The sequence below is a fragment of the Streptomyces sp. JLSY215 genome, from assembly GCF_059682825.1.
This window is the reverse complement of record NZ_CM185022.1, coordinates 7,038,780-7,063,778: the sequence shown is the minus strand read 5'-3', so window position 1 is coordinate 7,063,778 and position 24,999 is coordinate 7,038,780. Positions and strand designations below refer to the sequence as shown.

At 72.9% G+C, this 24,999-nt stretch carries 16 protein-coding genes and 1 pseudogene; 3 read left to right on the top strand and 14 right to left on the bottom strand.

Annotated elements, in window-relative coordinates; translation table 11 throughout:
• Positions 1-11 precede the first annotated feature (11 nt).
• A complete protein-coding gene (locus tag AC5677_RS31335; RefSeq protein WP_497191237.1) occupies positions 12-1,361 on the bottom strand; it encodes a class II 3-deoxy-7-phosphoheptulonate synthase in 1,350 nt (449 codons plus the stop codon).
• 197 nt (positions 1,362-1,558) lie between these two features.
• Here AC5677_RS31335 and AC5677_RS31330 point away from each other — a divergent pair, with 197 nt between their 5' ends.
• Entirely contained in the window at positions 1,559-3,106 is a 1,548-nt protein-coding gene (locus tag AC5677_RS31330; RefSeq protein WP_497191236.1) for an anthranilate synthase component I family protein, read from the top strand.
• Positions 3,106-3,756 (top strand): anthranilate synthase component II, encoded by a 651-nt coding sequence (locus AC5677_RS31325; protein WP_497196829.1) that lies wholly within the window; start codon positions 3,106-3,108, stop codon positions 3,754-3,756. The genes AC5677_RS31330 and AC5677_RS31325 overlap by 1 nt, the downstream gene beginning before the upstream one ends.
• Positions 3,757-3,767: 11 nt before the next feature.
• Here AC5677_RS31325 and pdxR read toward each other — a convergent pair.
• Positions 3,768-5,084: pseudogene (pdxR, locus tag AC5677_RS31320) on the bottom strand (MocR-like pyridoxine biosynthesis transcription factor PdxR); the annotation flags it as partial.
• A 98-nt stretch (positions 5,085-5,182) separates the two neighbouring features.
• Between pdxR and trpD the strand changes: the two are divergent.
• Positions 5,183-6,283 carry an anthranilate phosphoribosyltransferase gene (trpD, locus tag AC5677_RS31315; RefSeq protein WP_497191235.1) on the top strand — a complete coding sequence of 367 codons (1,101 nt, stop codon included), beginning with the start codon at positions 5,183-5,185 and terminating at the stop codon, positions 6,281-6,283.
• Between the two features lie 91 nt (positions 6,284-6,374).
• Here trpD and trpC read toward each other — a convergent pair whose 3' ends face one another.
• From trpC to AC5677_RS31255, 12 genes are all read right to left on the bottom strand, one after another.
• A complete protein-coding gene (gene trpC, locus AC5677_RS31310) occupies positions 6,375-7,175 on the bottom strand; it encodes an indole-3-glycerol phosphate synthase TrpC (protein WP_497191234.1) in 801 nt (266 codons plus the stop codon).
• Positions 7,172-8,872, bottom strand: a complete 1,701-nt coding sequence (locus tag AC5677_RS31305; protein ID WP_497191233.1) for a 2-isopropylmalate synthase — start codon at positions 8,870-8,872, stop codon at positions 7,172-7,174. Before AC5677_RS31305 ends, trpC begins: the two co-directional genes overlap by 4 nt.
• Before the next feature lie 90 nt (positions 8,873-8,962).
• Positions 8,963-9,841, bottom strand: a complete 879-nt coding sequence (ddaH, locus tag AC5677_RS31300; RefSeq protein WP_497191232.1) for a dimethylargininase — start codon at positions 9,839-9,841, stop codon at positions 8,963-8,965.
• 85 nt (positions 9,842-9,926) lie between these two features.
• Positions 9,927-10,499 (bottom strand): flavin reductase family protein, encoded by a 573-nt coding sequence (locus AC5677_RS31295; protein ID WP_497191231.1) that lies wholly within the window; start codon positions 10,497-10,499, stop codon positions 9,927-9,929.
• 5 nt (positions 10,500-10,504) lie between these two features.
• Entirely contained in the window at positions 10,505-11,761 is a 1,257-nt protein-coding gene (locus AC5677_RS31290) for a cation:proton antiporter (RefSeq protein WP_497191230.1), read from the bottom strand.
• A gap of 52 nt (positions 11,762-11,813) precedes the next feature.
• The gene (locus tag AC5677_RS31285; protein ID WP_497196828.1) at positions 11,814-13,319 is read right to left on the bottom strand and encodes a tryptophan halogenase family protein; all 1,506 of its coding nucleotides are present in this window, start codon (positions 13,317-13,319) and stop codon (positions 11,814-11,816) included.
• Between the two features lie 195 nt (positions 13,320-13,514).
• A complete protein-coding gene (locus tag AC5677_RS31280) occupies positions 13,515-14,036 on the bottom strand; it encodes a YbaK/EbsC family protein (protein WP_497191229.1) in 522 nt (173 codons plus the stop codon).
• Positions 14,033-15,145, bottom strand: coding sequence for a branched-chain amino acid aminotransferase (locus AC5677_RS31275; protein WP_497191228.1), 1,113 nt, complete (start codon positions 15,143-15,145; stop codon positions 14,033-14,035). The genes AC5677_RS31280 and AC5677_RS31275 overlap by 4 nt, the downstream gene beginning before the upstream one ends.
• A 92-nt stretch (positions 15,146-15,237) precedes the next feature.
• The gene (locus tag AC5677_RS31270) at positions 15,238-15,624 is read right to left on the bottom strand and encodes a nuclear transport factor 2 family protein (protein ID WP_497191227.1); all 387 of its coding nucleotides are present in this window, start codon (positions 15,622-15,624) and stop codon (positions 15,238-15,240) included.
• Positions 15,614-16,624 carry a TauD/TfdA family dioxygenase gene (locus tag AC5677_RS31265; protein ID WP_497191226.1) on the bottom strand — a complete coding sequence of 337 codons (1,011 nt, stop codon included), beginning with the start codon at positions 16,622-16,624 and terminating at the stop codon, positions 15,614-15,616. The genes AC5677_RS31270 and AC5677_RS31265 overlap by 11 nt, the downstream gene beginning before the upstream one ends.
• Positions 16,625-16,667: 43 nt before the next feature.
• A complete protein-coding gene (locus AC5677_RS31260; RefSeq protein WP_497191225.1) occupies positions 16,668-16,877 on the bottom strand; it encodes an MbtH family protein in 210 nt (69 codons plus the stop codon).
• Between the two features lie 78 nt (positions 16,878-16,955).
• Positions 16,956-24,977, bottom strand: coding sequence for an amino acid adenylation domain-containing protein (locus AC5677_RS31255; RefSeq protein WP_497191224.1), 8,022 nt, complete (start codon positions 24,975-24,977; stop codon positions 16,956-16,958).
• Between the last annotated feature and the right edge of the window lie 22 nt (positions 24,978-24,999).

Sequence of the window (24,999 nt, the reverse complement as noted above, 5' to 3'; positions counted from 1 at the left end):
CGGGCGGTGGTTCAGGTGCGGAGCATCTGGGCCACCAGAAAGGCCAGTTCGAGGGACTGGTTGTGGTTCAGCCGCGGGTCGCAGGCCGTTTCGTAGCGGCGGTGGAGGTCGGCGACCTGGACCTCCTCGCCGCCGCCGATGCACTCCGTGACGTCGTCGCCGGTGAGTTCGACGTGGATGCCGCCCGCGTGGGTGCCGAGGTCGCGGTGGACCGCGAAGAAGCCCTCGACCTCGCCGAGGATGTCCTCGAAGCGGCGGGTCTTGTGGCCGCTGGGGGCCTCGAAGGTGTTGCCGTGCATGGGGTCGCAGACCCAGGCGACGGGGGCGGCCTGCGCGGTGACCTTCGCCACGAGGGTGGGGAGCCGGTCGCGGACCGCGTCGGCGCCCATCCGGACGACGAAGGTCAGCCGGCCCGGTTCGGCGGTCGGGTTGAGCTTCTCGGTGTAGGCCAGTGCCTGGTCGGCGGTGGCGTCGGGGCCGAGTTTCACGGCGATGGGATTACGGATGCGGGAGAAGTACTCGACATGGGCGCCGTCCAGGTCGCGGGTGCGTTCGCCGATCCACAGGAGGTGGCCGCTGCCCGCGTACCGGAGTCCGGTACGGGAGTCGGTGCGGGTGAGCGCGGCCTCGTAGTCGAGGAGGAGGCCCTCGTGGCCGGCGAAGAACTCGACCGCGCGCAGCTCCTGGGGGTCGACTCCGCATGCCGCCATGAAGCGCAGGGAGCGGTCGATCTCGGCGGCCAGCTCCTCGTAGCGGCGGCCGGCGGGTGAGTGGGAGACGAAGCCGCGGTTCCAGGCGTGGGCCTGGTGGAGGTCGGCGTAGCCGCCGGTGGCGAAGGCCCGGACGAGGTTGAGGGTCGCGGCCGAGGCCTCGTACATCCGGCGCAGCCGCCGGGGGTCGGGGCGGCGGTCGGCGGGCGTGAAGGCCAGGCCGTTGACGGCGTCGCCGCGGTAGACGGGGAGGGTGACGCCGCCCTGGGTCTCGGTCGGCCGGGAGCGGGGTTTGGCGTACTGGCCCGCGATCCGGCCGACCTTGACGACGGGGACGGCGGCGCCGTGGGTCAGCACCACGGCCATCTGGAGGAGGGTGCGCAACTTGCCGTTGATGGCGTCGGCGGTCACCCCGGCGAAGGTCTCGGCGCAGTCTCCGCCCTGGAGCAGGAACGCCTCGCCGCGGGCGACCGCGGCCATCCGCTCCCGCAGCCGGTCGCACTCCTCCGCGAAGACGAGCGCGGGGGCGTGCGCGAGCCCGTCGGTGACCTCGCGCAGCAGTTCCGGATCGGGCCACTGCGGCTGCTGGGCGGCCGGGAGGCCGCGCCAGGCGTCGGGGGTGGAGGGCGTGGGGGTGTGCTGGGTCGTCATTGCGGGCCTTTGCTGTGGGTGAGTGCCGGCTTCGGGTGAATGCCGGGGAACCTGCGGTGAATTCGCTGGGTGGGCGGCCCTGCCATAAGGATTCCAGCGCGTCCGGGGGAATACGGTCAAGCGTCCTGTGAGTGGACTGCTCGGGCTGCGCGCAATTGGTCTGGTCGCGGTCACCGGCCCGATGTTTCTCTTGCCGAATGGGATACACAGAGAATGCCGATGGCGTGCAGATCGGCGTACACATGACGGAAAGGGAGCTGGCGCCGCACGATCCGCTGCGGCTCTATGCCGCCCTGGAACGGGAATTGGGGCGGCACGAGCCGTTTCTCTTCGAGAGCCTGGCCGGGCCGGAGCAGGGCGGCCGCTGGGCGGTGGTCGGCCACGGACGGCTGGCCGAGGTGCGGGTGTTCGCCGGACGGGTGGAGATCGAGGGCGCGGCCGCGCTGAGCGAGGCGCTGGCCGCGGCGGCCGGGGCGGCCGGGATGGAGCCGGGGCCGTCGGGGCGGTCGTCCGGCCGGGCACGGTCGTCCGAGTGGGCGTTCCAACGGTCCGAGCAGGTCTGGGAGTTGCTGCGGCGCGCCCAGGGGATGTTCGCCGTGACGGGCGACGGTCCGGCCGGCGGTGCCGGTTACGCGTTCGGGTTCCTGGCCTGTCTGGGGTACGAAGCCGCCTGGCACATGGACGAGTTGCCCGCGCGGGACGGCGAGCGCGACGGCCCCGACATGACGTTCACGCTCTATCGGGACACCGTCCGCTACGACCGGGAGGCGGGCCGGGCGCGGCTGCTGACCGCCCGCTCGGAGGCGTTCCCGGCGCCGTATCCGTACCCGGCGGAGCCCGATGTCGCGGCGTTCGCGGCCGAGGCGGCCGGCGGGGATCTCGCGGCCTGTCCTCCGGCGCCGGCGCCGCGTGCGGTACGCGACAGCGTCGCGCGGGAGACCTTCCTGGGGTGGGCGCGGCGGTGTCTGGAGCACATCGGGGTCGGGGACATCTACCAGATCCAGATCGGGCACCGGGTGGACGTCGAGACCGGGCTGACACCCGTCGAGGTCTACCGGCGGCTGCGGCACCGCAATCCCTCGCCGTACATGTATCTGGCGCCGCGGGCCGGGGACACCCTCATCGGTGCCAGCCCGGAGCTGTTCTTCCGTACCGAGGACGGCACCCTCGCGATGCGGCCGATCGCGGGGACGACGCGGCTGACGGCGTCGGAGGAGGAGAACCAGCTGCGCGTGAAGGAGATGCTGGCCAGCACGAAGGAGCAGGCCGAGCATGTGATGCTGGTCGATCTGTGCCGCAACGACATCGGGCGGGTGTGCCGGCCGGGTTCGCTGGCGGCGGACGATCTGATGACCGTCGAGGCGTACTCCCATGTCTTCCACATGGTCTCGACGGTGACCGGGCGGCTGGAGCCGGGCGCCGATGTCTGGCGTTCGCTGTGCGCGACGTTCCCGGCGGGGACGATGACCGGCGCGCCGAAGCTGCGCGCGATGGAGATCATCGACGGGCTGGAGCGGGAGCGGCGCGGGATGTATGCGGGCGCGGTCGGGCTGATCGACGTCCGGGGCTGGAGCGAGCTGGCGCTGTGCATCCGGACGGTGGTGCGCGACGGCCGTACCGGGACGTACTCCACGCAGAGTTCGGCGGGCATCGTGGCGGAGTCGACGCCCGAGGCGGAGTGGAACGAGACCCTGGCGAAGATGGGCGCCGCCTATTGGGCGCTGACCGGTGAGGAGCTGGCGTGATGCGGGTGTTGCTGGTGGATGCCTATGACAGTTTTGTGCACATCATCGATCAGTATCTGCGGACGCTGGGCGCCGACACCGAGGTGGTGCGGTCGCATACCCGCAGTCCGGAGGAGCTGGCGGCCACCCGGCCGGATGCGGTGGTGCTGGGGCCCGGTCCGGGGCATCCGGCCGTGTCCGGGCATGTGGAGCTGGTGCGGCGGTTCGCGGGAGCGGTGCCGGTGCTGGGCGTGTGCCTGGGGCATCAGGCGATCGCGCTCGCCTTCGGCGGGCGGGTGGCGGTGGCCGGTCATCTGCTGCACGGGCGGACCAGCTCCGTACGGCACGACGGGGCGGGGGTGTTCACGGGGCTCGGGTCCAGCACGGTCGCCACCCGCTACCACTCGCTGATCGTCTCCCGGCCGCTGCCGGCGGACCTGGTGGAGACGGCGACGTCCGAGGACGACGGCTATGTGATGGGGCTGCGCCACCGTGAACTGGCGGTGGAGGGGGTGCAGTTTCATCCGGAGAGCATCATGACGGAGGGCGGGTTGGCGCTGTTCGAGAACTTCCTCGCCGGCGCGGGGCCCGCGCCCTCGCCCCGCTCCGCATACGCCGCGCCGAGCGCCTCCACCGCCTCCGCGATCCCCGTACGGGGCACCGCGGCATAGCCCAGCACCAGTGCGGGTGCGGCCAGTTCGGGGCGGCGGTGGTAGCGGCGGCCCCCGCGGACCAGTACGGAGCAGCGCAGCGCCCGTTCGACCAGGGCGGCCTCGTCGGTGCCGGGCGGCAGGCTCAGATACGCGTGCAGACCGGCCGCCGCGCCGGCGATCCGCGCGCCCGGCAGATGGCGGCGGACGGACTGGGTCAGGGCCTCGCGGCGGACTCGGTAGCGGGCGCGCCGGCGGCGCAGATGGCGGTCGAAATGGCCCGAGCGCAGGAACTCGGCGAAGGCGAGCTGGGTGACGATGTCCGAGCCCAGGTCGCGGTGGGAACGCATCCGCTCCAGAGGGGCCAGCAGCCGGGCGGGCACCGCCAGCCAGCCGAAGCGCAGTCCGGGGGCGAGGGATTTGCTGGCGGTGCCGCCGTACACCACGCGTTCGGGGGCCAGCCGCTGGAGCGCGGGCGGGCGGGCGCCGCGCTCCAGCCACAGGTCGCCGTCGTAGTCGTCCTCGATCACCCAGGCGTCGGTGTCGCGCGCCCAGCGGACGAGGGCTTCCCTGCGCTGTGCGGTGAGGGTGGCGCCGGTGGGGAACTGGTGGGCGGGGGTGACCAGGACGGCTCGCGCCCCGGTGCGGGCGAGCGCGTCGACGTCGATGCCCTCGGCGTCCACCGGGACCGGCACCGGCCGCTGCCCCACCTCCTGGAGGAACTGCCGCTGCCGGTGGTGGCAGGGGTCCTCCATGGCGATGCGGTCGATGCCGTGGGCGGACAGTACGGAGCACAGCAGGCCGAGCGCCTGGGCGAAGCCGGACATCACCATGATCTGGCCGGGGGTGGTGAGCACGCCGCGCGCCCGGCCGAGGTACTGGGCCAGCTCCTCGCGCAGCGCCGCCGCGCCGGACAGCGGCGGATAGTCCAGGTCGTGCGGGCCGGCGGCGGACAGGGCGCGCTGGTAGGAGGCGAGCCATTCGCGGTGCGGGAAGCCGGTCAGCCCGGCGGTGCCGCCGCGCAGGTCCCAGCGGGCCGGCGGGACCAGGCCGTCGTCGAGCAGCGTGGGCAGGCCCGGCGGCGCGGGCGGCGCGGCCATGTGGGGGGCGACGCGGGTGCCCGAGCCCCGTACGGCCTCGAGGTAGCCCTCGGCGATCAGCCGGCCGTACGCCTCGACCACCACGCTGCGCGAGACGCCCAGATCCTCGGCGAGCTGCCGGCTGGAGGGCAGCCGGGTGCCCGGGTGCAGCGCGCCGGCCGATATTTCGTTCCGCAGGGTGGACTCGATCTGCGCGGTGAGCGGTAATGCGGAGTTTCGGGACACGTCGACAAGGGCGTGCCAGGCCATTTCTTCTCCCCGGAAGTGGACCGGAATTGCCGCGCTGAATTGGTCTGTTCGGTGGTTTGCGGCGAACCACAGAATTGCCGTGAGGGAAGGGGATTGCCGTGACCGATACGGATACGGAAACTGCTGCGGATACGGATACCGCTGCGGACAGGGAAAAGTCCTGGCCCGAGTTGCTGACGGCGTTGCTGGCCGGTGAGGATCTCGCCGCCGAGGACACCGCGCGGGCGATGGACCGGGTGATGCGGGGCCTGACAACCCCCGCTCAGCTGGCGGGACTTGTGGTGGCGCTGCGGGCCAAGGGCGAGACCGTCGACGAGGTCGAGGGGTTCGTCCGGGCCATGTACGCGCACGCCGTGCCGCTCCGGGTCCCCGGGCCGACGCTGGACATCGTCGGTACCGGCGGCGACCGCTCGAACAGCGTCAACATCTCCACGATGTCGGCGATCGTCGCGGCGGGCGCCGGGGCGCGGGTGGTCAAGCACGGCAACCGCTCCGCGTCCTCGGCCTGCGGGTCGGCGGATGTGCTGGAGCGGCTCGGGGTGGCGCTGGAGCTGCCGGCGGCGGAGGTCGCCGGGCTGGTCGCGGAGGTCGGCATCACCTTCTGCTTTGCGCCGCTCTTCCACCCGTCCGTGCGGCATGCCGTCACCGCGCGGCGCGAGCTGGGCATACCCACGGTCTTCAACGCGCTGGGCCCGCTGACCAATCCGGCGCGCCCCACGGCGCAGGCGGTCGGCGTCGCGGACGCCCGGCTGGCGCCGCTGCTGGCCGGTGTGCTGGCCCGGCGCGGCGCCGATGCGCTGGTCTTCCGTGGCGATGACGGGCTCGATGAGCTGACGGTCACCACGACCTCCACGGTCTGGTCGGTGCGGGACGGGGCGGTGCGCAGGGAGGTGTTCGATCCCCGGGAGATCGGCGTGCGGTACGCCCCGCTGGAGGCGTTGCGCGGCGGGGATGCCGCGCACAACGCGGGGGTGGCGCGGGACCTCCTGGCGGGCGCGCGGGGGCCGGTGCGCGATGCCGTGCTGCTGTCCACCGCCGCGGGGCTGGCGGCGCTCGACCCGACGGACGAGCCGATCGCCGTACGCCTCGCGGCCGGGATGGAGCGGGGTGCGCGGGCGATCGACTCGGGGGCGGCGGCGGAGGTGCTGGAGCGGTGGGTGACGGTGTCCGGCAAGCTGGCGGGCGGCGGCGGGCGGTAGGCCGCGGCCGGGTCCGCCGGGTCCGGCCGGTCCGCGGCGTCCGCCCGGTCCCGGCCGGACGCCGCCCGCCGCGCCGCCGTCAGCGCCGCCGTCAGCGGCGCCCCGCGGCGCGCAGCGCGGCCAGCGTCCGGTCGGGTCCTTCGGCCCCGGTGACCAGGGCCTCCCCCACCAGGACGGCATCCGCGCCGTGGGCCGCCACCGCGGCCACGTCCGCCGGCCCGCGGATCCCCGATTCGGCGATCCGCAGCACGTCGGCGGGGATCCGCGGGGCGAGCCGCCCGAAGGCGGACCGGTCGACCTCCAGGGTCTTCAGGTTCCGGGCGTTGATCCCGATGACCCGCGCCCCGGCGGCCAGCGCCCGGTCGGCCTCCGCCTCGTCGTGCACCTCCACCAGAACGGTCAGCCCCAGCTCCCCGGCCGTCTCCATCAGCGCCACCAGGTCGCCCTGCGCCAGTGCGGCCACGATCAGCAGCACCAGATCGGCGCCGTGTGCCCGCGCCTCCCACAGCTGGTAGGGCGTGACGATGAAGTCCTTGCGCAGCACGGGAATGCCGACCCTGGCACGTACCGCGTCGAGGTCGGCGAGGGTGCCCTGGAAGCGGCGCCGCTCGGTGAGCACGCTGACGGCCGCGGCGCCCGCGCTCTCGTAGGCCTCCGCGAGCGCCGCCGGATCGGCGATCGGCGCCAGCGGCCCCTTGGCGGGACTGGCCCGCTTGACCTCGGCGATGACCTGGACGCCGGAGGGGCGGCGCAGCGCGGCGACGGCGTCGAGGGCCGGCGGCATGCGGGCGATGCGCTCCCTCAACTCTGCCTGGCTCACCGCGTGTTGGCGTACGGCGAGATCCTCCCGTGTGCCGGCCACGAGTTCTTCGAGCACGGTCGGCGTCGTCACGGCGCCACCGGGGTGCGTGCCAGGGCGGCGCGCCGGACCGCGGAGCGCACCGCGCGGCGTACCGCCTCACCCTCCTGGGCGTGCCGGCCGACGGCCCACAAGGAGCGCTCGTCCACCACGACTTCGAGGTAGGCGACGGCGCCGTTGAGGCGGCCGGTGACCCGGTCGACCTGTGCGTGCCGGACCTGGCCGGTGACGCCCAGCTCGCCGAGGAGCCGCTGCGCGGGGGCGAGCCACTTCTCGGTGGCCGTGCCGCCGGACGGTTCCCCCAGCGCGGGCACCAGCGGGTTGCGGGGGTCGTCCGCGGTCCGCGGCAGGGCGTAGGTCTCCTCGAAGGTCAGCCACACCTGCGGCGCGGAAGCCTCGCCTCCGGTGCGTTCGCACTGCTTCTGCATCACCGCGGCGAAGTCGATCTGGAGCCGCCGGGGCAGTTCGAGGCCGTAGGCGCTGCGCAGCAGATGGGCGATGCCGCCCTTGCCGGACTGGGTGTTGATCCGGATCAGCGCCTGGTAGTCGCGCCCGATGTCCCGCGGGTCGATGGGGAGGTACGGCACGTCCCAGACGCCCTGGTCGCCGGCCTGCTGCCGGGCCACCAGGCCCTTGCCGATCGCGTCCTGGTGGGTGCCGGCGAACGAGGTGTAGACGAAGTCGCCCGCCCAGGGGTGCCGGGCCGGCACCGGCATCTGGTTGCAGTCCTCGACGATGCGCCGGATGCGGTCGATGCCGCCGAGGTCCAGCATCGGGTCGATGCCCTGTGAGAAGAGGTTCATGGCGAGGGTGATCAGGCAGACGTTGCCGGTGCGTTCGCCGTTGCCGAAGAGGGTGCCCTCGACCCGTTGCGCGCCGGCCAGCACGGCCATCTCGGCGGCCGCGACGCCGCTGCCGCGGTCGTTGTGCGGGTGCACGGACAGGAGGGTGCGGTCGCGGTGGGCGAGGTGCCGGCTGACGTACTCGATCCGGTCGGCGAATTCCTGGGGCGGGAAGATCTCGACGGTGGCGGGGAGGTTGATGCGCAGGGTGTGGTCGGCGCGCGGTGCCCAGAAGTCGAGTACGGCGTTGCAGATCTCCAGCGCGTAGTCGGGCTCGGTCTGGGTGTAGGACTCGGGGGCGTACTGGAGGTAGAGCTCGGTGTCGGGGAGGGAGTCCTGGAGGCGGAGCGCCTGGCGGGCGCCGTCGAGGGCGAGGGCGAGGGTCGCCTGCCGGTCGGCGCGCAGCACCAGCCTGCGCTGCACCTCCGACGTCGGGTTGAAGACCTGGAGGCAGGCGCGCCGGGCGCCGCGCAGCACGTGGACGGTCCGCTCGATGAAGTCCTGGCGGATGGGGGACATCACCTGGATGACGACGTCCTCGGGGATGGCGTCGTCCTCGATGAGATGGCGTACGAAATCGTGGTCGTCCCTGGAGGCCGTCGGGTAGCCGACCTCGATCTCCTTGAAGCCCATGGCCACCAGAAGGTCGAACATCCGGCGTTTGCGTTCGACGTTCATCGGCTCGATCAGCGCCTGGTTGCCGTCGCGCAGATCGACGCTGCACCACAGGGGTGCCCGCTGGGCCACGCGGTCCGGCCAGGTCCGGTCGGGAAGCCCGAGGGGACGGTACGCCCGGTACTTGCCGGTCGGCATGCGGCTGGGCCGCTGGACGCCGAAGTCCGGCAGGATCTGGGGTGATTGCGGTCTGTGCACGGTGCTGTCCTCCATCAGGGGCCTCCCGTAGGACAGTGCGGAATGGGGAAGCGCCGCGCCGCAGAGCGGTTGCCGCGCGGCGCTTCCGCCTCGGGTGGTGAGCCGTCAGGCTCTTCGGTGCGGGTGTGAGCGGGCTTCTCCGCGGGCCTCTCCGCTCGTTTCTCCGCGGAGTTCGAGGGTGCAGCACTTGACGCTGCCGCCCCCCTTGAGCAGTTCGGACAGGTCGATGCCGAGGGGTTCGAAGCCGCGCCCGCGGAGCTGCGCGGCGAGCCCGGTGGCCGCTTCGGGCAGCACCACATGGCGGCCGTCGCTGACCGCGTTGAGGCCGAATACGGCGGCGTCCGCGGGGTCGGCGAGCACCGCGTCCGGGAACAGCCGCCGGAGTACGGCCAGGCTGCCGGGCGAGAACGCCTGCGGGTTGTACATGACCTCGTCGTGGTCGAGGACGGCCAGCGCGGTGTCGAGGTGGTAGTAGCGGGGGTCGGTCAGCTCCAGGCCGATCACCGGGCGGCCGAAGAACTCCTGGGCCTCGGCGTGCCCTTCGGGGGCGCTGCGGAAGCCGCGGCCGGCCAGCACCCAGCTGCCGGTGACCAGGAAGTCGCCCTCGCCCTCGTTGATGTGCTCGGGGTCGTGGCGGGCGGTGTACCCGGCGGCGCGGAACCAGTCCAGGTAGGCGGGGCCCTCGGCGGTGCGCTCGGCGTTGCGGAAGCGGGCGCCGAGGACCTTGCCGTCGACGACGGTGGCCCCGTTGGCCGCGTAGACCATGTCAGGCAGGCCGGGGAGGGGGTCTATCAGGTCCACCCGGTGGCCGAGCTCGGCGTAGAGGGCGCGCAGCCGCTCCCACTGGGCGACGGCCAGTTCGGTGTCGACGGGCTTGGCGGGGTCCATCCAGGGGTTGATGGAGTAGCTGACCTCGAAGTGGGTGGGGCGGCACATCAGGTAGTGCCGGGGGCGGGCGGTCCGGGTGCGGGCGAGCTCGCTCATGTCGCTCCAGTTCAGGTGGGGGAAGCGCGGGGCGTGGAGGGGTGGGGGAAGCGGGGGGGGTGCGGACGGACCCTAGGGGCGGGTCTCAGCCCGGCGGTGGCCAGGAGCGGTAGGCCCGCAGGCCGTACAGCAAAGGCTCGGTGTCGGCGAGTTCGCGGATGCCGTAGACCTGGCCGAAGACCATGCGCTGGGCGCCGACCCGTACGGTCTGGGTGATCTCGCAGTCGGCCACCGCCCGCGCCGCCTCGGTCAGGTGGGGGCCGCCGCGGCCGGCGGGCGCGTCCCAGACGGTGACGGCGAAGCGGTCCGGGTCGCCGGAGGCGAACAGTTCGGCGGTCTCCTGCCCCTTGGCGTGCAGCAGATTGACCGCGAACCGGCCGCTGTACATGGCGGCCGCCAGGGTGGGGCTGCCGATCCGCATGCCGACGAGCAGGGTCGGCGGTTCCACCGTGACGCTGCACAGCGCCGAGCAGGTCATGCCCCAGGGACGGTGGTCCCGGTCCACGGCGGTGATGACCGCCACGCCGCTGGGGAATCCGGTCATCAGCGAACGGAAGCGCGCCGGGGTGCTCGGGTCGGCGGCTCGGGAGTCGGTGTCGGTGGCCGGGGTGTCCGTGGCCGGCGCGCTCTCTTCGGTGGATGGCGTGACGAGTTCCAAGGGGCTCACCGCTCGGCTGGTTGGAGGGTTGGCTCCGCGGCCACGGGGGTGGTGCGGCCGCGGCGGTCGGCGGCCCACAGGAGCGGGCCGCTGAGTGCGGTGGTGATCAGCGCCATGATGACCAGCGCCAGGTAGAGGCCGGGGGTGAGGATGCCCGCGCTGTAGCCGGTCTGGAGGACGACGATCTCGGTCAGGCCGCGGGTGTTCATCAACGCGGCCAGGCGCATGCCCTCCAGGTGCGTCTGGGCGCCCGCCCGCGCCCCCAGGTAGCTGCCGATCAGCTTCGAGGCGATCGCCAGTGCGGTGCCCAGCGCCACCGCCGGCCAGGAGAAGAGCGCGTCCGGGCCGACCGCGAGCGAGGTCCCGGTGATGGTGAAGAGGACCGGCAGGGCCAGGCGGCCGGTCCGGCCGAGGGTGCCGGCGGCCCGGGAGAACGCCCCCCGCTCGCCGTCCGCGGGCAGCGCCAGGCCCACCAGCACCGCGCCGAAGACATCGGTCAGGCCGAGGCTTCCGGTGGCGGTGGAGGCCGCGAAGGCGGCCACGGCGACCAGGACCAGCACCACCGTGGGGTGGGCGTCGGCCGCCTTCCGTACGGGGGCGGTGGCGGCCAGCCGGCGCAGCAGATACCCGCCGATCGCGCCGCCCGCGAGGACCGCGGCGGCCCGGCCGATGCCGCCCTGGCCGGTGGCCAGGGCCACGGCGAGCGCCAGCAGTACCCAGGTCACCGCGTCGATGGTGATCGCGCTGGCCATGGCCAGCCGGCCGGTGCCGGTGTGCTCGATCCGCCGGTCCTTGAGGATGCCGGCCAGCACGGGGACGGCGGTGACGGCCAGCGATACGGCCAGCATCAGCACCAGCGCCGGGGTTTCGGCGCCGCCCCGCAGCCGGGGACCGCCGAAGTCGAGGACCCATACGGCCAGCAGTCCCCCGGCCGCCATGGGCAGCAACGCGGACCCGACCGTCAGCCAGGCCACCGCCCGCCCGCTGATCCGGACGGCGCCGCCACGGATTTCCTGCGCGGCGCCCACCAGGAACAGCGCCAGGCCGATATGGCCCAACTCCTTGAGCGCGTCCTTGCCCTGGGCCTGCGGGCCGCCCCAGCCGGTCACCGTGACCAGCAGCACGCCCAGCAGCAGACAGACCGTGATCTCGCCGACCACCTCCGGCTGGCCCAGGCGACGGGCCGTCCAGCGGCCCAGCAGCGCGGTGGGGACGATCGCCGCGAGGACCAGCGCAGGCTGGACTACGGTCAGTGCGTCCACGGTCTCTCCCTTTCCTCGTCAGTGGTGCCGCCCGGTCGGCCGGGCCGGCGGGTCAGTGCATCTGGGCGAGGTACTCGTACTGGCTGGGCAGCCGCTTGGCGATGTCCCGGGCCTGGTCCTTGAGCCGCTGGATCTCCTGTGCGGCACGCGAGTCGTCCATGTGCGCCAGCACGGGCGCGGGCTTGAGGTCGATTCCGCCGAGGCCGAGCAGCATCGCGTGGTACGAGTACGGCTCGAAGCCGTGGTAGTGCGGGAAAATCGTCTCCTCGGTGGGCAGCTTGGACTGCCACGCCTCCATACGGGCGGCCAGTCCGTCGGGAATCTCCCGGGTCTTCGCGTCCCGCCAATAGGCGTTGTCGTTGCGCGCCGCGCCGCGGTAGTGCAGCACCAGGAATTCCCTCACGCCGTCCATGGCATTGGCCACGGTGCGGTTGTAGGAGGTGCGCAGCTGCGGGTCCCAGTCGGCGTTCGGGAAATGCTTGACGAGTTCCTCGATGCCCTGCTGGATGAAGAAGATGCCGGTCGATTCCAGCGGCTCGACGAATCCGCTGGCGAGGCCGATGGCCACACAGTTGTTGACCCAGGAGTTACGGCTGCGCCCGACCCGCATACGGATGTGATTGGCCTCCACGTCCGCCGCCTGGGGGCCGACGAATTCGCGCAGGGTGCGCTCGGCCTCTTCCGGCGTGGTGTAGTCGCTGGCGTAGACGTAACCGGTGCCGATGCGCTCGAACAGCGGAATCGTCCAGATCCAGCCGGCTTCCTGCGCGGTGGCGGTGGTGCAGGGGCGCAGCCGCGTCCGCTCCGCGTCGTGCGGCACGCGCAGCGCCACCGCGCTGTCGTTGGGCAGGCTGTTCTGGTACGAGAGGAACGGCTCGCCCAGCGTCTTGTTGAGCAGCAGGCCGGCGAAGCCGGTGCAGTCGATGAACAGGTCGCCGGCGAGCTCGCCGTGCTCCCGCGTCCGGAGGTGGCTGATCCAGCCGCGCTCGTCGCGGACGACCTCCACCACGTCGTCCTCGATGTGCCGGGCGCCGCGGGTGGTGGCGTACTCGGTGAGGAAGTCGGCGAGCAGCGAGGCGTCGAACTGGTAGGCGTAGGGGAACTGGGTGGCCTGCTCGGCGAGCGTGGTGCGCTCGAGGTCCATGGAGCCGCCGCGCTCGATGAAGTCCTGCTCGAAGAGGGTGCCGTCCAGGTACCGCGGCGAGCGGAGGTTGTCGCAGATCTCGGACATCATGAAGACGTCCTGGTCGAAGCGGTCGCTGGGCTTCTTGTTCAGCCACCACTCGGTGAGCGGGAAGCCGTCGACGACGCGGAGCCGCTCGAAGGGGTGGTAGAAGTAGTGGCCCTTTGCGCGCCAGTTCTCGAAGCGGATACCCAGCTTGTAGGTGGCATTGCACTTCGGCATCCACTCGTTCTCCGGGAGACCGAGGTAGTCGAAGAAATGGCGCACGGTGGAGAAGGTGGCCTCGCCGACGCCGATGGTTTTGATCCGCTTGGACTCGACGACGGTGACGTTGATGCTCTCACCGAGTGCGGCCCGCAGATAGGCGGCCGTCATCCAGCCCGAGGTGCCGCCGCCGACAATTACTACGCTGGAAAGCACAATTCCTCCGGGAAAGGTGGTGTGTGGGAATGCTGCTGGGCGGGAAATAATGGTGAGCTGGCGCACAGCATCCAGCAGGGTGCAGGGGCGGAACAGGCTCTTAAGCGCTGTTGAAAAGACGCACTTCAAAGGGCCGTTCGCGGGGCGCCGTCACTCGGCAATGGGGACGATCTTGGGGTTGGCCAGCGCGCGGTAGTCCTCGGTGGCCAGCGCCACCGAAAGGTCCAGGCGGGCCGCGTTGAAATACAGCACGGGTTCCTCCAGCAGCGCCGGGTCGGCGAGGAGGGAGAGCTCGTCGTGGAACGCGAACGGGATGATGCTGCCGCTGACGCAGCCGGACAGCCGCTCGGCCAGCTCACGGCGGGCCAGCCGGGCCCGCCGGCCGCCGAATTCGCCGGCCACCCGGGGCAGGGCCACCCGCCGGTCGCCGGGGATCACCGCGAGCACCTGGCGGTCGACGGCGTCGGTGCCCTCCACGGTGACGATCATGCATTTCGCCGCCGCGGAGAGCGGGTGGCCGCGCAGCTCGCTGGCCCGTGCGGTGTGCCCTTCGGGCGGATGGGAGAGCAGCTCGTAGCGGGCTCCGCTCTCCTTGAGCATCGTCAACAGGCGGTCGGATGCGGGGTGTTGGGGGTCTTCCGCGTGCGCGTCGGGTGCCGTCGCCGCGTTCATGTGCCGGCCGGCTGCGGCGCCGGTTCGACGGGCCGCATCCAGGAGTAGCGGTCGGGCAGTTCACCGCGCTGGATGCCGAACAGGGCGTCGGAGAGCCGGGCGGTGACCTCGCCGGTGGTGCCGTCGCCGATCGTCCAGGAGCCGTCGGCGGTGCCGACCTCGCCCACGGGGGTGATCCGGGCGGCGGTGCCGCAGGCGAACACCTCGGTCAGCTCGCCGGACGCGCAGCCGCTGCGCCAGTCCTCCAGGCTCACCGGTTGTTCGGCCGCGGGCACGCCGAGGGCCGGGGCCAGCCGCAGCAGCGCGTCCCTGGTGACGCCGGCCAGCAGGCTGCCCGACAGCGGCGGGGTGACCAGGCGGGCGTCGCGCCCGGAGCCGTACACGAAGAACAGGTTCATCCCGCCCAGCTCCTCCACCCAGCGGCGCTCCACCGGGTCGAGCCAGACGACCTGGTCGTATCCCTCCTCCTGGGCCGCCGCCTGGGGCAGCAGGCTCCCGGCGTAGTTGCCCGCGCACTTGGCGGCGCCGGTGCCGCCGGCCGCGGCGCGGGAGTAGGTGTCGGTGACCTGGACCCGTACCGGGCGCTGACCGGGGCCGAAGTAGCCCTCGGTGACGAAGGCCATCAGCAGGAAGTGGTAGGCGCGGGCCGGGCGCAGCGCGAGGGTGACTTCGCTGGCGAAGAGGACGGGCCGCAGATACAGGCTCATCTGGGGGTCGTCGGGGATCCAGTGCTGGTCCTGGGCGACCAGGGCGTCCACCGCGTCGAGGAACAGCTCCTCGGGCAGCTCGGGCATCATCAGCCGGCGGGCCGAGGACTGCAGCCGGCGGGCGTGCACCTCGGGCCGGAAGACGCCGACCCGGCCGTTGGCCGAGCGGAAGGCCTTGAGCCCCTCGAACACGACCTGCCCGTAGTGCAGGCCGACCGTGGCGGGGTCCAGCAGCAGCGGCCCGTAGGGCTGCAGCTCCGCGTCGTGCCAGCCCTGTTCCTCGCTCCACCGGATGGAGACCAGGTGTTCGGTGAAGGCGGAGCCGAATGCGGTCGAGGCGGTACGTTCCGCGCGCTCCGACGGGGTGAGCGGGCGGGCGACGGGTTTGGACACGATAGGCACTCCGGCCTCCTGTGGCGGGTCGCACGGATCGGGCGGGTCGGGCGGTACGGGGGGTGGCGCGGGTCGGGGCACGTCCACGGCGCGACGGGCGGCTAGACGAGCGGGGCGAAGAAGTAGGTGTCCCGGCGGCGGAAGCGCTGGTCGGCGTCGTCGTGGACGAAGAAGTCGGCGAATTCCAGGGAGACTTCGCTGCCGTCCTTCAGAACACCCTCGAAGACGCCGGTGACCGCGCTGCGCTCGCCCTGGACGACGACGGAGGTGACGGTGTGCCGGCCGCTCTCGATGACCCGCTCGCCCGTGTAGAAGGCCCACAGGCCCTGGTGGCCGCGCATCGGCGGATAGCCGGGGCGCCGGTATACGGCGTCCTCGGTGAACAGCGCGATCAGGCCGGGCACATCGGTGGCGTCCACCAGCCGGTAGTAGTCGTGCACCTTGGCCAGCTTGGTCTCGCGGGCCGGGTCCGGGCGGTCAGCGCTCATCGTCGCCACCTCCGGCGCCCGCCATGGCGACGAGGGTCTGCCGCTCGCCGGTGTAGGGCCGACGACCGTGCGAGACCAGCAGGTTGTTGACGATCAGCAGATCGCCGCGCACCCACGGGAAGGCGTAGCTGCACTCCTCGAACGCGTCCCGGACGGTGGCCATCTCCTCGTCGGTGATGGGCGTGCCGTCGCCGTAGTAGGCGGCGCGGGGCATGTCCTCCGCGTCGAACATCTCGGCCAGCGCCTCGCGGGTGGCCGGCGGCAGGTTGGAGGTGTGGAAGAGATGCGACTGGTTGAACCAGGACTCCCGCCCGCTGACCGGGTCGGTGATCAGGGCGGGCCTGCGGTGCCGGGTCCGCAGGCCGTCCTCGGTCCAGGTGAACTCGATGCCGTGCTGCTTGCAGTAGCGCTCGACGTCCGCCCGGTCCTCGGTCTGGTACGACTCCTGCCAGGTCAGGCCCATGCCCTCGCGGTAGGCGCGGGTGTAGAGGACGCCCTTGTCACGGAAGCGGGCCACCAGGTCGGCGGGCAGCCGGTCCAGCAGCGCGCGGGTGTCCGCGAGCGGGGTCTCGCCGCCGGTCTCGGCGGCGATGACGGAGGCGAAGAACAGCCAGCGCGGGTAACTGTGCGAGTAGGCGCTCTCGTTGTGCTGGACGATGGTCTGGTTCGCCGGGTACTCGGTGGAGGTGTAGACGTTGCCGTCGACCTGGCTGCGGGGCGTGGACCGCTCGGTGTAGCTCAGCAGTTCGCCGCCGATACGGGCCGCGACGTCGTTGAGCAGCGCGGCGTTGTCGACCACACCGCGTACCAGCACGGCGCCATGGGTGCCGAGGGCCTCCATCAGGTGCTCGCGCTGCTCGGTGGCCCAGCGGGCGATGCCGGGGAGGTCCGGGTCGTCGCCGTCGGCCTCGTAGACGACGACGTGGGTGTGGGCGGTGCCCTCGAGCCGGCCGCGCCGGCCGCCGAGCGTGGCCAGCCGCCCGGGGAGTTCCTCAACCATGCTGATGCCTCTCCTGCGTTGTCGTTCCGTGCCCGGGTGCCGGTCAGGCGCCCATGGCCTCGATCAGGGACTTGGGGCGCATATCGGTCCAGTTGGTGTTGACGAAGTCCAGGCACTCCTGGCGCAGCTGCGGCCCGAAGGCGACCTCCCAGCCCTGGGGGACGTCGGCGAAGCTGGGCCAGACGGAGTGCTGGCCCTCTTTGTTGACGAGCACGAGGTAGAAGGCTTCGTCGTTCTCGAAGGGGTTGGACATGAGGAATGGTCCTTTCGCTGGGTGTGTAGCAGCGGAATGCTGTGCGGCGGAATGCGGCGGGGCGGAATGCGGTGCGGGTCAGCCGAGGAGCGTGCGCAGTTCGCGCAGGAAGCGCTCGGCGAGATCGGCGATGGTCTTTTCTCTGTGCACTTCGGTGGAATAGCGGAGGGTGAGCCGGAATTGCTGTCCGCTGACCGCTCCCGCGATATCGAGCAGATGGGGCCGTTCGCTCCGTGCGCTCTGCTGCTCGACGGCCGGCAATACGGACCGGAAGGGCCCCGATTCCCGGCCGCCGCCGGGCGTCTCGTCGAAGCGGCCGAGGTAGTTGAAGATCACCTGCGGGGTGGCCGCCGCGGTCAGCGAGGGTGCGCCGGCGAGGTGTCGCAGTGCGCCGTATCCCAGGCCACGCCCGGGAATGTCCCGCAGTTGCCGCCCCATCGCCTTGGCCCTGGCCCGCGGGTCGTCGCTCGTGGGCCGGGCCAGATGGACCGGGTAGAGGGTGGTGAACCAGCCGACGGTGCGGGAGAGATCGATGTCGTCGAATATCTCGTCGCGGCCATGGCCTTCGATATCGACCGTAATGCCGTCGCCGCCGGTCCATTCGGAAAGCGTCGCGCCGAGCGCGGCCAGCAGCAGCGCTTCCGTGCGGACCCGATAGGCGCCCGGTGCGGTGCGCAGCAGCGCCTCGGTTTCCCTTTCGGTCAGTTCGACCGTGTATTCCGCCTCGGACGATACCGTACTGGCGCCCTGCGCATCCACCGGAAGGGTGGCCGAATTCTTTTCCACCACCCCTTCCCAATAACGGAGTTCGGCGTTCAGGGCGCCGCCGGCGGCGTGGTCGCTCAGCCGTGCCGCCCACCCGGTGAAGGACGTCGGGACGGGCGCCACCCGCACCGGCTCCCCCGCTCGGGCCTGACCGTAGGCGGCCTCGATGTCCGCGAGCAGGATGCGCAGCGAGACCGCATCGGTGACCAGGTGGTGGGCGACCAGGAGGAGGCGGGAGGGGTGAGCGGTGCCGCCGTCGAAGAGCACCGCTCTCGCCACCGGCCCGCGGGCCAGGTCCAGCGAGGACTGGGCGGCCGCCACCACACGGTCGACGGTCCGCGCCAGCTCCTCTTCCGGGACACCGGAGAGGTCCTCGCGGTCGACGGGTACGGGGACGACGCCGGGCGCGGGCCGCTGTACGCGCGCCCCCTCCTGCGGGAACCGCATCCGCAGCGCCTCGTGCCGCGCCGTCACCGCCTCCACGGCCCGGGTCAGCGCCGCCGGGTCGGTGTCCGGGGCGAGCTCCAGCAGGACGGACATGTTGTAGTGCTGCGGCGCGGTGCGGTAGGCGTCGAAGAACCAGTGCTGTACGGGGGTGAGGGGCACCGGCCCGGCGCTCGTACCGGCCTCCGCGCCCGCGTCCGCGTCCGTGCCCGTGCCGGTCCGAGTTGCCGTGCCCGCCGGCTTGCTCACGGACTGCCCGGCCGCGGCGCCCGCCCCGCTCCCCCCGTCCGCCTGCCCGGCCGCGTCGATCAGCTCCGCCAGCGCCCGCACCGTTCCGCTGCGGAAGACCTCCTTCGAGCTGAGCGGCAGTCCGGCGCGGCGGCTCCGGGCGACCAGCTGGATGCTGAGGATGGAGTCGCCGCCCAGGTCGAAGAAGCCCTCGTCCAGGCCGACGCGCTCCAGGCCGAGCAGCTCGGCGAAGATCCCGGCGAGCAGTCGCTGGGTGTCGGTCTCCGGCAGATCGGCGGGGGCCGGTGCCGCGGTGGCCGTCTCCGGTGCGGGGAGCGCCTTGCGGTCCACCTTTCCGTTGATGGTCAGCGGCAGTTCGGGCAGCACGACCAGGGCCGCCGGGACCATGTATTCGGGCAGGCTGCGGGCCGCGAACTCCTTGAGCGCCGTCGCGTCCGGCGCGGGGCCTTCGGGGCGCGGGGCCACATAGCCGACCAGGCGGAGGCCGCCGGGGCCCGCGGCGGCGACGACACAGACCTGGCCCACGCCGGGGGCCGCCGCCAGGGCCGCCTCCACCTCGCCCAGTTCGATCCGGTGCGCCCGGATCTTGACCTGGTCGTCGGTGCGGCCCTGGTACTCCAGGCCGCCGTCGGCGGTCCGGCGCACCAGGTCCCCGGTGCGGTACATCCGCTCGCCGGGCGCGCCGAACGGGTCGGCCACGAAGCGCTCGGCGGTCAGTTCCGGGCGGCCCAGATAGCCGCGGGCGAGCTGGGCGCCGGCCACGTACAGCTCGCCTGGGACCCCGACCGGAACCGGGCGGAGCAGGGCGTCGAGGACATGGGCGCGCATGTTCCACGAGGGGCCGCCGATGGGCACCGCGCCGGCCGCGTCGGGGTCCTGCGGCGTCAGGCTGTGGACGACGCAGCCCACCGTCGCCTCGGTCGGGCCGTATTCGTTGACGACGGTCGCGCCCGGATGGGCGGCGCGCCAGGCGGTCAGGGACTCCCCCAGCAGCTGTTCGCCGCCGACGACGAGATCGCCCTCGGCGAGCACCTCCGCGGGCAGCGACTCCAGCAGCCCCACATGGCTGGGGGTGGCCTTGAGGAACGTCGGCACCGGCCGGCCGGCCTCGCTCCACAGCCGCGGGTCGAGGTCCTCCAGGTCGCTGACGTAGACCGTGCCGCCGGCGATGAGCGGGGCGAAGAGGGTGGTGACGGTGAGGTCGAAGGAGACGGAGGAGTGCAGTACCGCGCCGCCGCGGATGCCGGGGTAGGAACCCTCGCACCAGCGCAGGTAGTTGGCGAGCCCGGTGTGCGGGACGACCACGCCCTTGGGGCGGCCGGTGGAGCCGGAGGTGTAGATGACGTACGCGGCGTGGCCGGGGCGCAGCGGCGCGCGCCGGTCGGCGTCGGTGAGGACGCCGCCGGGCTGCGCTGCCAGTGCCGTACGGGTGGCGGGGGCGTCCAGGACCAGGTGGTGGGTGCCCTCGTCGAGCCGTACGAGGAGGCCGGCCGCGCGCTGGGTGATGACGCAGGCCGGGCGGGCGTCGGCGAGCAGTGCGGCGATGCGTTCGGCCGGATAGCCGGGGTCGACGGGCAGATAGGCGGCGCCGGCCTTGAGGACCGCGTACAGCGCGACCAGGAGGCCGGCCGAGCGCGGCATGGAGACGGCGACGACGTCCTCGGGGCCGATGCCGAGGCCGATCAGGTGACGGGCCAGGCGGTTGGCGCGCTCGTCCAGTTCGGCATAGGTGAGGGCGGCGCCGTCGGAGACGACGGCGGGGGCGTCGGGGGTACGGGCCGCCTGGGCCTCGAAGAGGTCCATGGCGGTGGCGTCGGACAGCGGGTGGCGGGCGCCGTCGCGGTCCGCGGCGGCGCGGCTGCGCTCCGGCGCGGTGAGCATGGGCAGCGTCGCCATGGGCCGTTCGGTGGCCTCGGGCGCGGTCAGCTCCTCGGCGAGGGTGGCCAGATGGCCCGTCAGGCGGGCGATGGTGGCCTCGTCGAAGAGTTCGGTGCTGTATTCGACGGAGCCGCGCAGCGCGCCGTCCTCCTCCCAGTAGTTCAGGGTGAGGTCGAAGAGCGAGAAGTCGCGGGCGAGCGGCTGCTCGGAGAGCCGCAGGCCGTGCAGCCGCATCGGCTCCGCGGGGGTGTTCTGGAAGGCGATCAGCGCCTGGACGAGCGGCGGGCGGCTCAGATCGCGCTCGGCGACCACGGCGTCGACCACCCGCTCGAAGGGCACCTCGCCGTGCGCGAACGCCGCCAGCACGCTCTCCCGCACGGAGTCCAGGAACTCCCCGAAGGGCAGGTGTTCGTCGACGTCCTCGCGCAGCACCAGGGTGTTGACGAAGAAGCCGACCAGGTCCTCGACCTCGCCCCGGTCGCGGCCCGAGCTGAGGGTGCCCAGGGCGATGTCGCGCTGCCCGGACCAGCGGGCCAGCACCAGCTGGCTGAGCGCGGTGACGGCCATGAAGAGCGAGGCGTCGTGGTCCTGGGCGAGACGGGCGAGGCGGGACGTCGCGGCGGGCGACAGGCCGAAGGTGTGCAGGGCACCGGCGTAGCCGCGGACCGGCGGTCGGGGCCGGTCGGTGGGCAGTTCCAGCGGCGCGACGTCGGTCAGCTCGCGCTTCCAGAAGTCGAGCTGGCGCTCCAGTTCGGCCCCGGCGAGGTGGTCGCGCTGCCATACGGCGTAGTCCGCGTACTGCACGGACAGCGGGGCCAGGCCGCTGTGCGCCAGCACCTCCGCGGCGTCCCGCGAGCCGCATTCGAGCGCCGCGTCGTAGAGCGCGCCCAGCTCGCGGGCGACCACGCCCATCGACCAGCCGTCGGTGACGATGTGGTGCATGGTGACGGCGAGGGCGTGCTCGTCCGCGCCGTCGCGTACCAGCAGCGCGCGCAGCAGCGGGCCGCGGCGCAGATCGAACGGGACGGCGATCTCGGCGCGCAGGGTGTCCTGGAGCTCCGCCTCGCGGGCGGCCGGGCCGGTGGCGGTCAGTTCGGCGAGCGGGACGGGGACGTCGTAGGGCTCGCCGATGCGCTGTACGGCCGCGCCGTCCTCGGTGTCGAACGTCGTCCGGAGCACCTCGTGGCGGCGGACGAGCGCGGAGAGGGCGGCGGACAGGGCGCCGGTGTCCAGCGGGCCGCTGAGCCGCAGCACCCCGCCCGCGTTGTAGGCGGCGTTGCCCGGCTCGAACTCGTCCAGGAACCACATCCGGGCCTGGGCGAAGGACAGCGGCAGCGGGCGGTCGCGGTCCGCCGGGGCGATCCGGGCGGTGTGGGCGGCGGCCCGGCCCGCGGCGACCTGTTCGGCGAAGCCCGCGATGGTGGGGCGGTCGAAGAGGGCGCGGGCGGACAGTTCGATCCCGAAGGTCTTACGGACCCGGGAGATCACCTGGATGCTGAGGATGGAATTGCCGCCCAGCTCGAAGAAGTTGTCCGTCACGCCGACGCCGTCCAGCTTCAGCACCTGCATCCAGATGCCGGCCAGCGTCTCCTCCAGGGCGGTGCGGGGCGCGACGCGGGCGGCGGCGGAGGCGAAGAGGGCGGGGTCGGGGGCGGGCAGGGCCTTGCGGTCGACCTTGCGGCTGCTGGTCATCGGCAGCGCGTCGAGGGCGACGACGACGGTGGGCACCATGTAGTCGGGCAGGGTGCGGGAGAGCAGCTCGCGCAGCTGCGCGGTGTCCGGGGCCTCGGCGCCGGGCCGCGGGACGACATAGCCGACGAGCTGCTTGCCGCCGGCCCGGCCCTCGCGGGCCACCACCACGGACTGCGCCACGTCCGGGTGCGCGGCCAGCGCCGACTCGATCTCGCCCAGCTCGATGCGGAAGCCGCGCACCTTGACCTGGTCGTCGGCGCGGCCGAGGTATTCGATGACGCCGTCGGCGGTCCAGCGCACCAGGTCGCCGGTGCGGTACATCCGGGTACCGGGCTCGCCGTAGGGGTCGGCGATGAACCGCTCGGCGGTCAGGGCCGCGCGGCCCAGGTATCCGCGGGCCAGCTGGGGCCCGGAGAGGTGGAGTTCGCCGGCGACGCCGACCGGGACGGGGCGCAGTTGCCGGTCCAGGACGCGGATGCCGGTGTTGTGCACGGGGCGGCCCACGACGGGCCGGGGGCTGTCGGCGAGCTTGCACCACAGGGTGTCGACGGTGGCCTCGGTCGGCCCGTAGAAGTTGTAGCCGGTGGTGGTGCCGGTGCCCGCGGTGGCCGCGGCGTCCGCTGTGGCCGCCGCGCCCTCGGCGGACCGCAGCTGCTGCCACAGCGTGTCGCCCACCGCCTCGCCGCCGAGCATCAGCACGGCCGGCCGGTGATCGTCGCCGGTCAGCAGCCCGGCCGCGAGGACCTGTTCGGCGAAGGTCGGGGTGAGGTCGAGCAGATCGATGCGCTCCTTGCGGACGTATCCGACGATCGCCTCGGGGTCGCGCCGGACCTCGTCGTCGAGGACGTGCAGCTGATGGCCCGCGACCATCCACAGCAGGCCCTCCCACGAGGTGTCGAAGGAGAACACGGCGGTCAGCGCGGCCTTGAAGAGCCGCCCTCCGGCGGCCTCGGACGCCGGGCGGATGAACTCCGCCTCGTGGTTGCGGTAGAGGTTGAGCAGCCCGGCGTGGTCGGTGAGGACGCCCTTGGGGCGGCCGGTGGAGCCGGAGGTGTAGATGAGGTGCGCGGGGTGGGCCGGGCGCAGCGGTGCGCGGCGGTCGGCGTCGGTGGGCGCGGTCGCGGGGCAGCCGGCCAGCAGCTCGCGGGCCGCCGCACCGGTCAGGTCCAGGGCGGGCAGGGCCGGGGGCACGCCGAGGCGGGACGCGGTGTCCGCGCCGCTGACCAGCACCAGCGCCGGGGCGGCGTCGGCCAGCATGAACGCGACGCGGTCGCGCGGCAGATCGGGGTCGACGGGCACATAGGCCCCGCCCGCCTTGAGGACCGCCAGGATGCCGATGACCATGTCCTCGGTGCGGGGCAGCGCCAGCGCCACGAGGTCCTCGGGGCCGACCGACCGGGAGATGAGGTGGTGCGCCAGCCGGTTGGCGCGCTCCTCCAGCTCCCGGAAGGTCAGCGAGACGGCGTGGCAGACCAGGGCGGTCTCGTCGGGCGTACGGGCGGCCTGCGCCTCGTACACCGCGGGGAGGGTGGTGTCGGGCAGCGGATGCCGGGCGCCGCTCCAGCCCGTGAGCAGCAGGTGCTCCTCGTCGGCGGTGAGCATCGCGATACGGGCCATGGGGCGGCCGGGGTCGGCGGTCAGCCGGTCGGCGAGGATCTGAAGGTGCCCGCAGATCCGCTCCACCGTGCTCGCGTCGAAGAGATCGGGGTTGTACTGCACGGCGCCGAGGAGGCCGCCGTCGCGCTCCCAGAAGTCGAAGTCGATGTCGAAGAGGGACTGTTCGCGGGCGAAGACGTAGTCCTCCAGGGTCAGCCCGCTCAGCCGCAGCGGCTCGGAGGGCGTGTTCTGGAGCGAGACCATGGCCTGGACGAGCGGCGGGCGGCTCAGGTCCCGGTCGGTGACGACCGCGTCCACCACCCGTTCGAACGGCACCTCGGCGTGCGCGAACGCCTCCAGCACGGTCTCCCGTACGGAGTCCAGGAAGTCGGCGAACGGCTTGCTCTCATCGACCTCTTCGCGCAGCACCAGCGTGTTGACGAAGAAGCCGACCAGCCCCTCCACCTCGCCCCGGTCGCGGCCGGAGACGGAGGTGCCCACGGCGATGTCGCTCTGCCCCGAGTACCGGGAGAGCACCAGCTGGCTGAGGGCGGTGACGGCCATGAAGAGGGTCGCGCCGCGGTCCCTGGCCGCCTTGGTGAGCCGTTCGGTGGTCTCCGGGGAGAGGGAGAAGAGGTGCTGGGCGCCGGCGGAGGTGCGAACGGCCGGGCGCGGCCGGTCGGTGGGCAGCTCCAGCGGGGTGACGGCGTCCAGCTTGCCGGTCCAGTAGGCCAGCTGGCGGTCGAGCTCCTCGCCGGAGAGCCGCTCGCGCTGCCAGACGGCGAAGTCGGCGTACTGGACGGTCTGCGGGGGCAGTCCCGCGCGGTCGAGCAGCGCCTGCGCATCGCGCGGTGCGGCGCCGGGCCGCAGCGCCGCGTCGTAGAGGGCGCTCAGCTCCCGCCCGATGATCCCCATCGACCAGCCGTCGGTGACGATGTGATGGATCGTCAGGGCAAGGATGTGCTCGCGCTCGTCCAGCTTCAGCAGCAGGGCGCGCAGCAGCGGCCCGGTGCGCAGATCGAAGGGGCGCGCCACCTCCGCCCGCAGCAGGCTCCGGACGATCGCGTCCCGGTCCTCGCGTGGCGCCCGGGGCACCTGCGCGACCGGCACCGGCACGCGGAACGGCTCGCCGACGATCTGCACGCCCTGCCCGTCCACCGCGTCGAACGTCGTCCGCAGCGACTCATGGCGCGCCACCAGCGCCGACAGGGCCAGCGCCAGGGCCGGGACGTTCAGCTCACCGGTCAGCCGCAGCGAGGTGCAGGAGTTGTACTCCGCGCTGCCCGGCTCGAACTCGTCGAGGAACCAGAGCCGTTGCTGGGCGAAGGACAGCGGGAGCTCCCGGTCCCGGCCCACCGGGGCGATCCGGTCCGGCCGTCCGTCCCCGGCGTCGCCGGCCAGGCGGGAGCGCATCCGGTCCCGGAGGTGCTCCGGCAGGGACTGGATCCAGCTCTCGCGTGATGCCGCGGCGTCCATGAGCGTCTCCTTCAGGGGTGGT

Coding starts and splice junctions, on each gene's coding strand:
- AC5677_RS31260 (WP_497191225.1), bottom strand. CDS start 16,877: ATGTCCAACCCCTTCGAGAACGACGAAGCCTTCTACCTCGTGCTCGTC.
- AC5677_RS31335 (WP_497191237.1), bottom strand. CDS start 1,361: ATGACGACCCAGCACACCCCCACGCCCTCCACCCCCGACGCCTGGCGC.
- ddaH (WP_497191232.1), bottom strand. CDS start 9,841: ATGAGCGAGCTCGCCCGCACCCGGACCGCCCGCCCCCGGCACTACCTG.
- AC5677_RS31325 (WP_497196829.1), top strand. CDS start 3,106: ATGCGGGTGTTGCTGGTGGATGCCTATGACAGTTTTGTGCACATCATC.
- AC5677_RS31285 (WP_497196828.1), bottom strand. CDS start 13,319: ATGACGGCCGCCTATCTGCGGGCCGCACTCGGTGAGAGCATCAACGTC.
- AC5677_RS31265 (WP_497191226.1), bottom strand. CDS start 16,624: ATGGTTGAGGAACTCCCCGGGCGGCTGGCCACGCTCGGCGGCCGGCGC.
- AC5677_RS31330 (WP_497191236.1), top strand. CDS start 1,559: ATGGGATACACAGAGAATGCCGATGGCGTGCAGATCGGCGTACACATG.
- AC5677_RS31280 (WP_497191229.1), bottom strand. CDS start 14,036: ATGAACGCGGCGACGGCACCCGACGCGCACGCGGAAGACCCCCAACAC.
- AC5677_RS31270 (WP_497191227.1), bottom strand. CDS start 15,624: ATGAGCGCTGACCGCCCGGACCCGGCCCGCGAGACCAAGCTGGCCAAG.
- AC5677_RS31305 (WP_497191233.1), bottom strand. CDS start 8,872: ATGGAGGACAGCACCGTGCACAGACCGCAATCACCCCAGATCCTGCCG.
- AC5677_RS31255 (WP_497191224.1), bottom strand. CDS start 24,977: ATGGACGCCGCGGCATCACGCGAGAGCTGGATCCAGTCCCTGCCGGAG.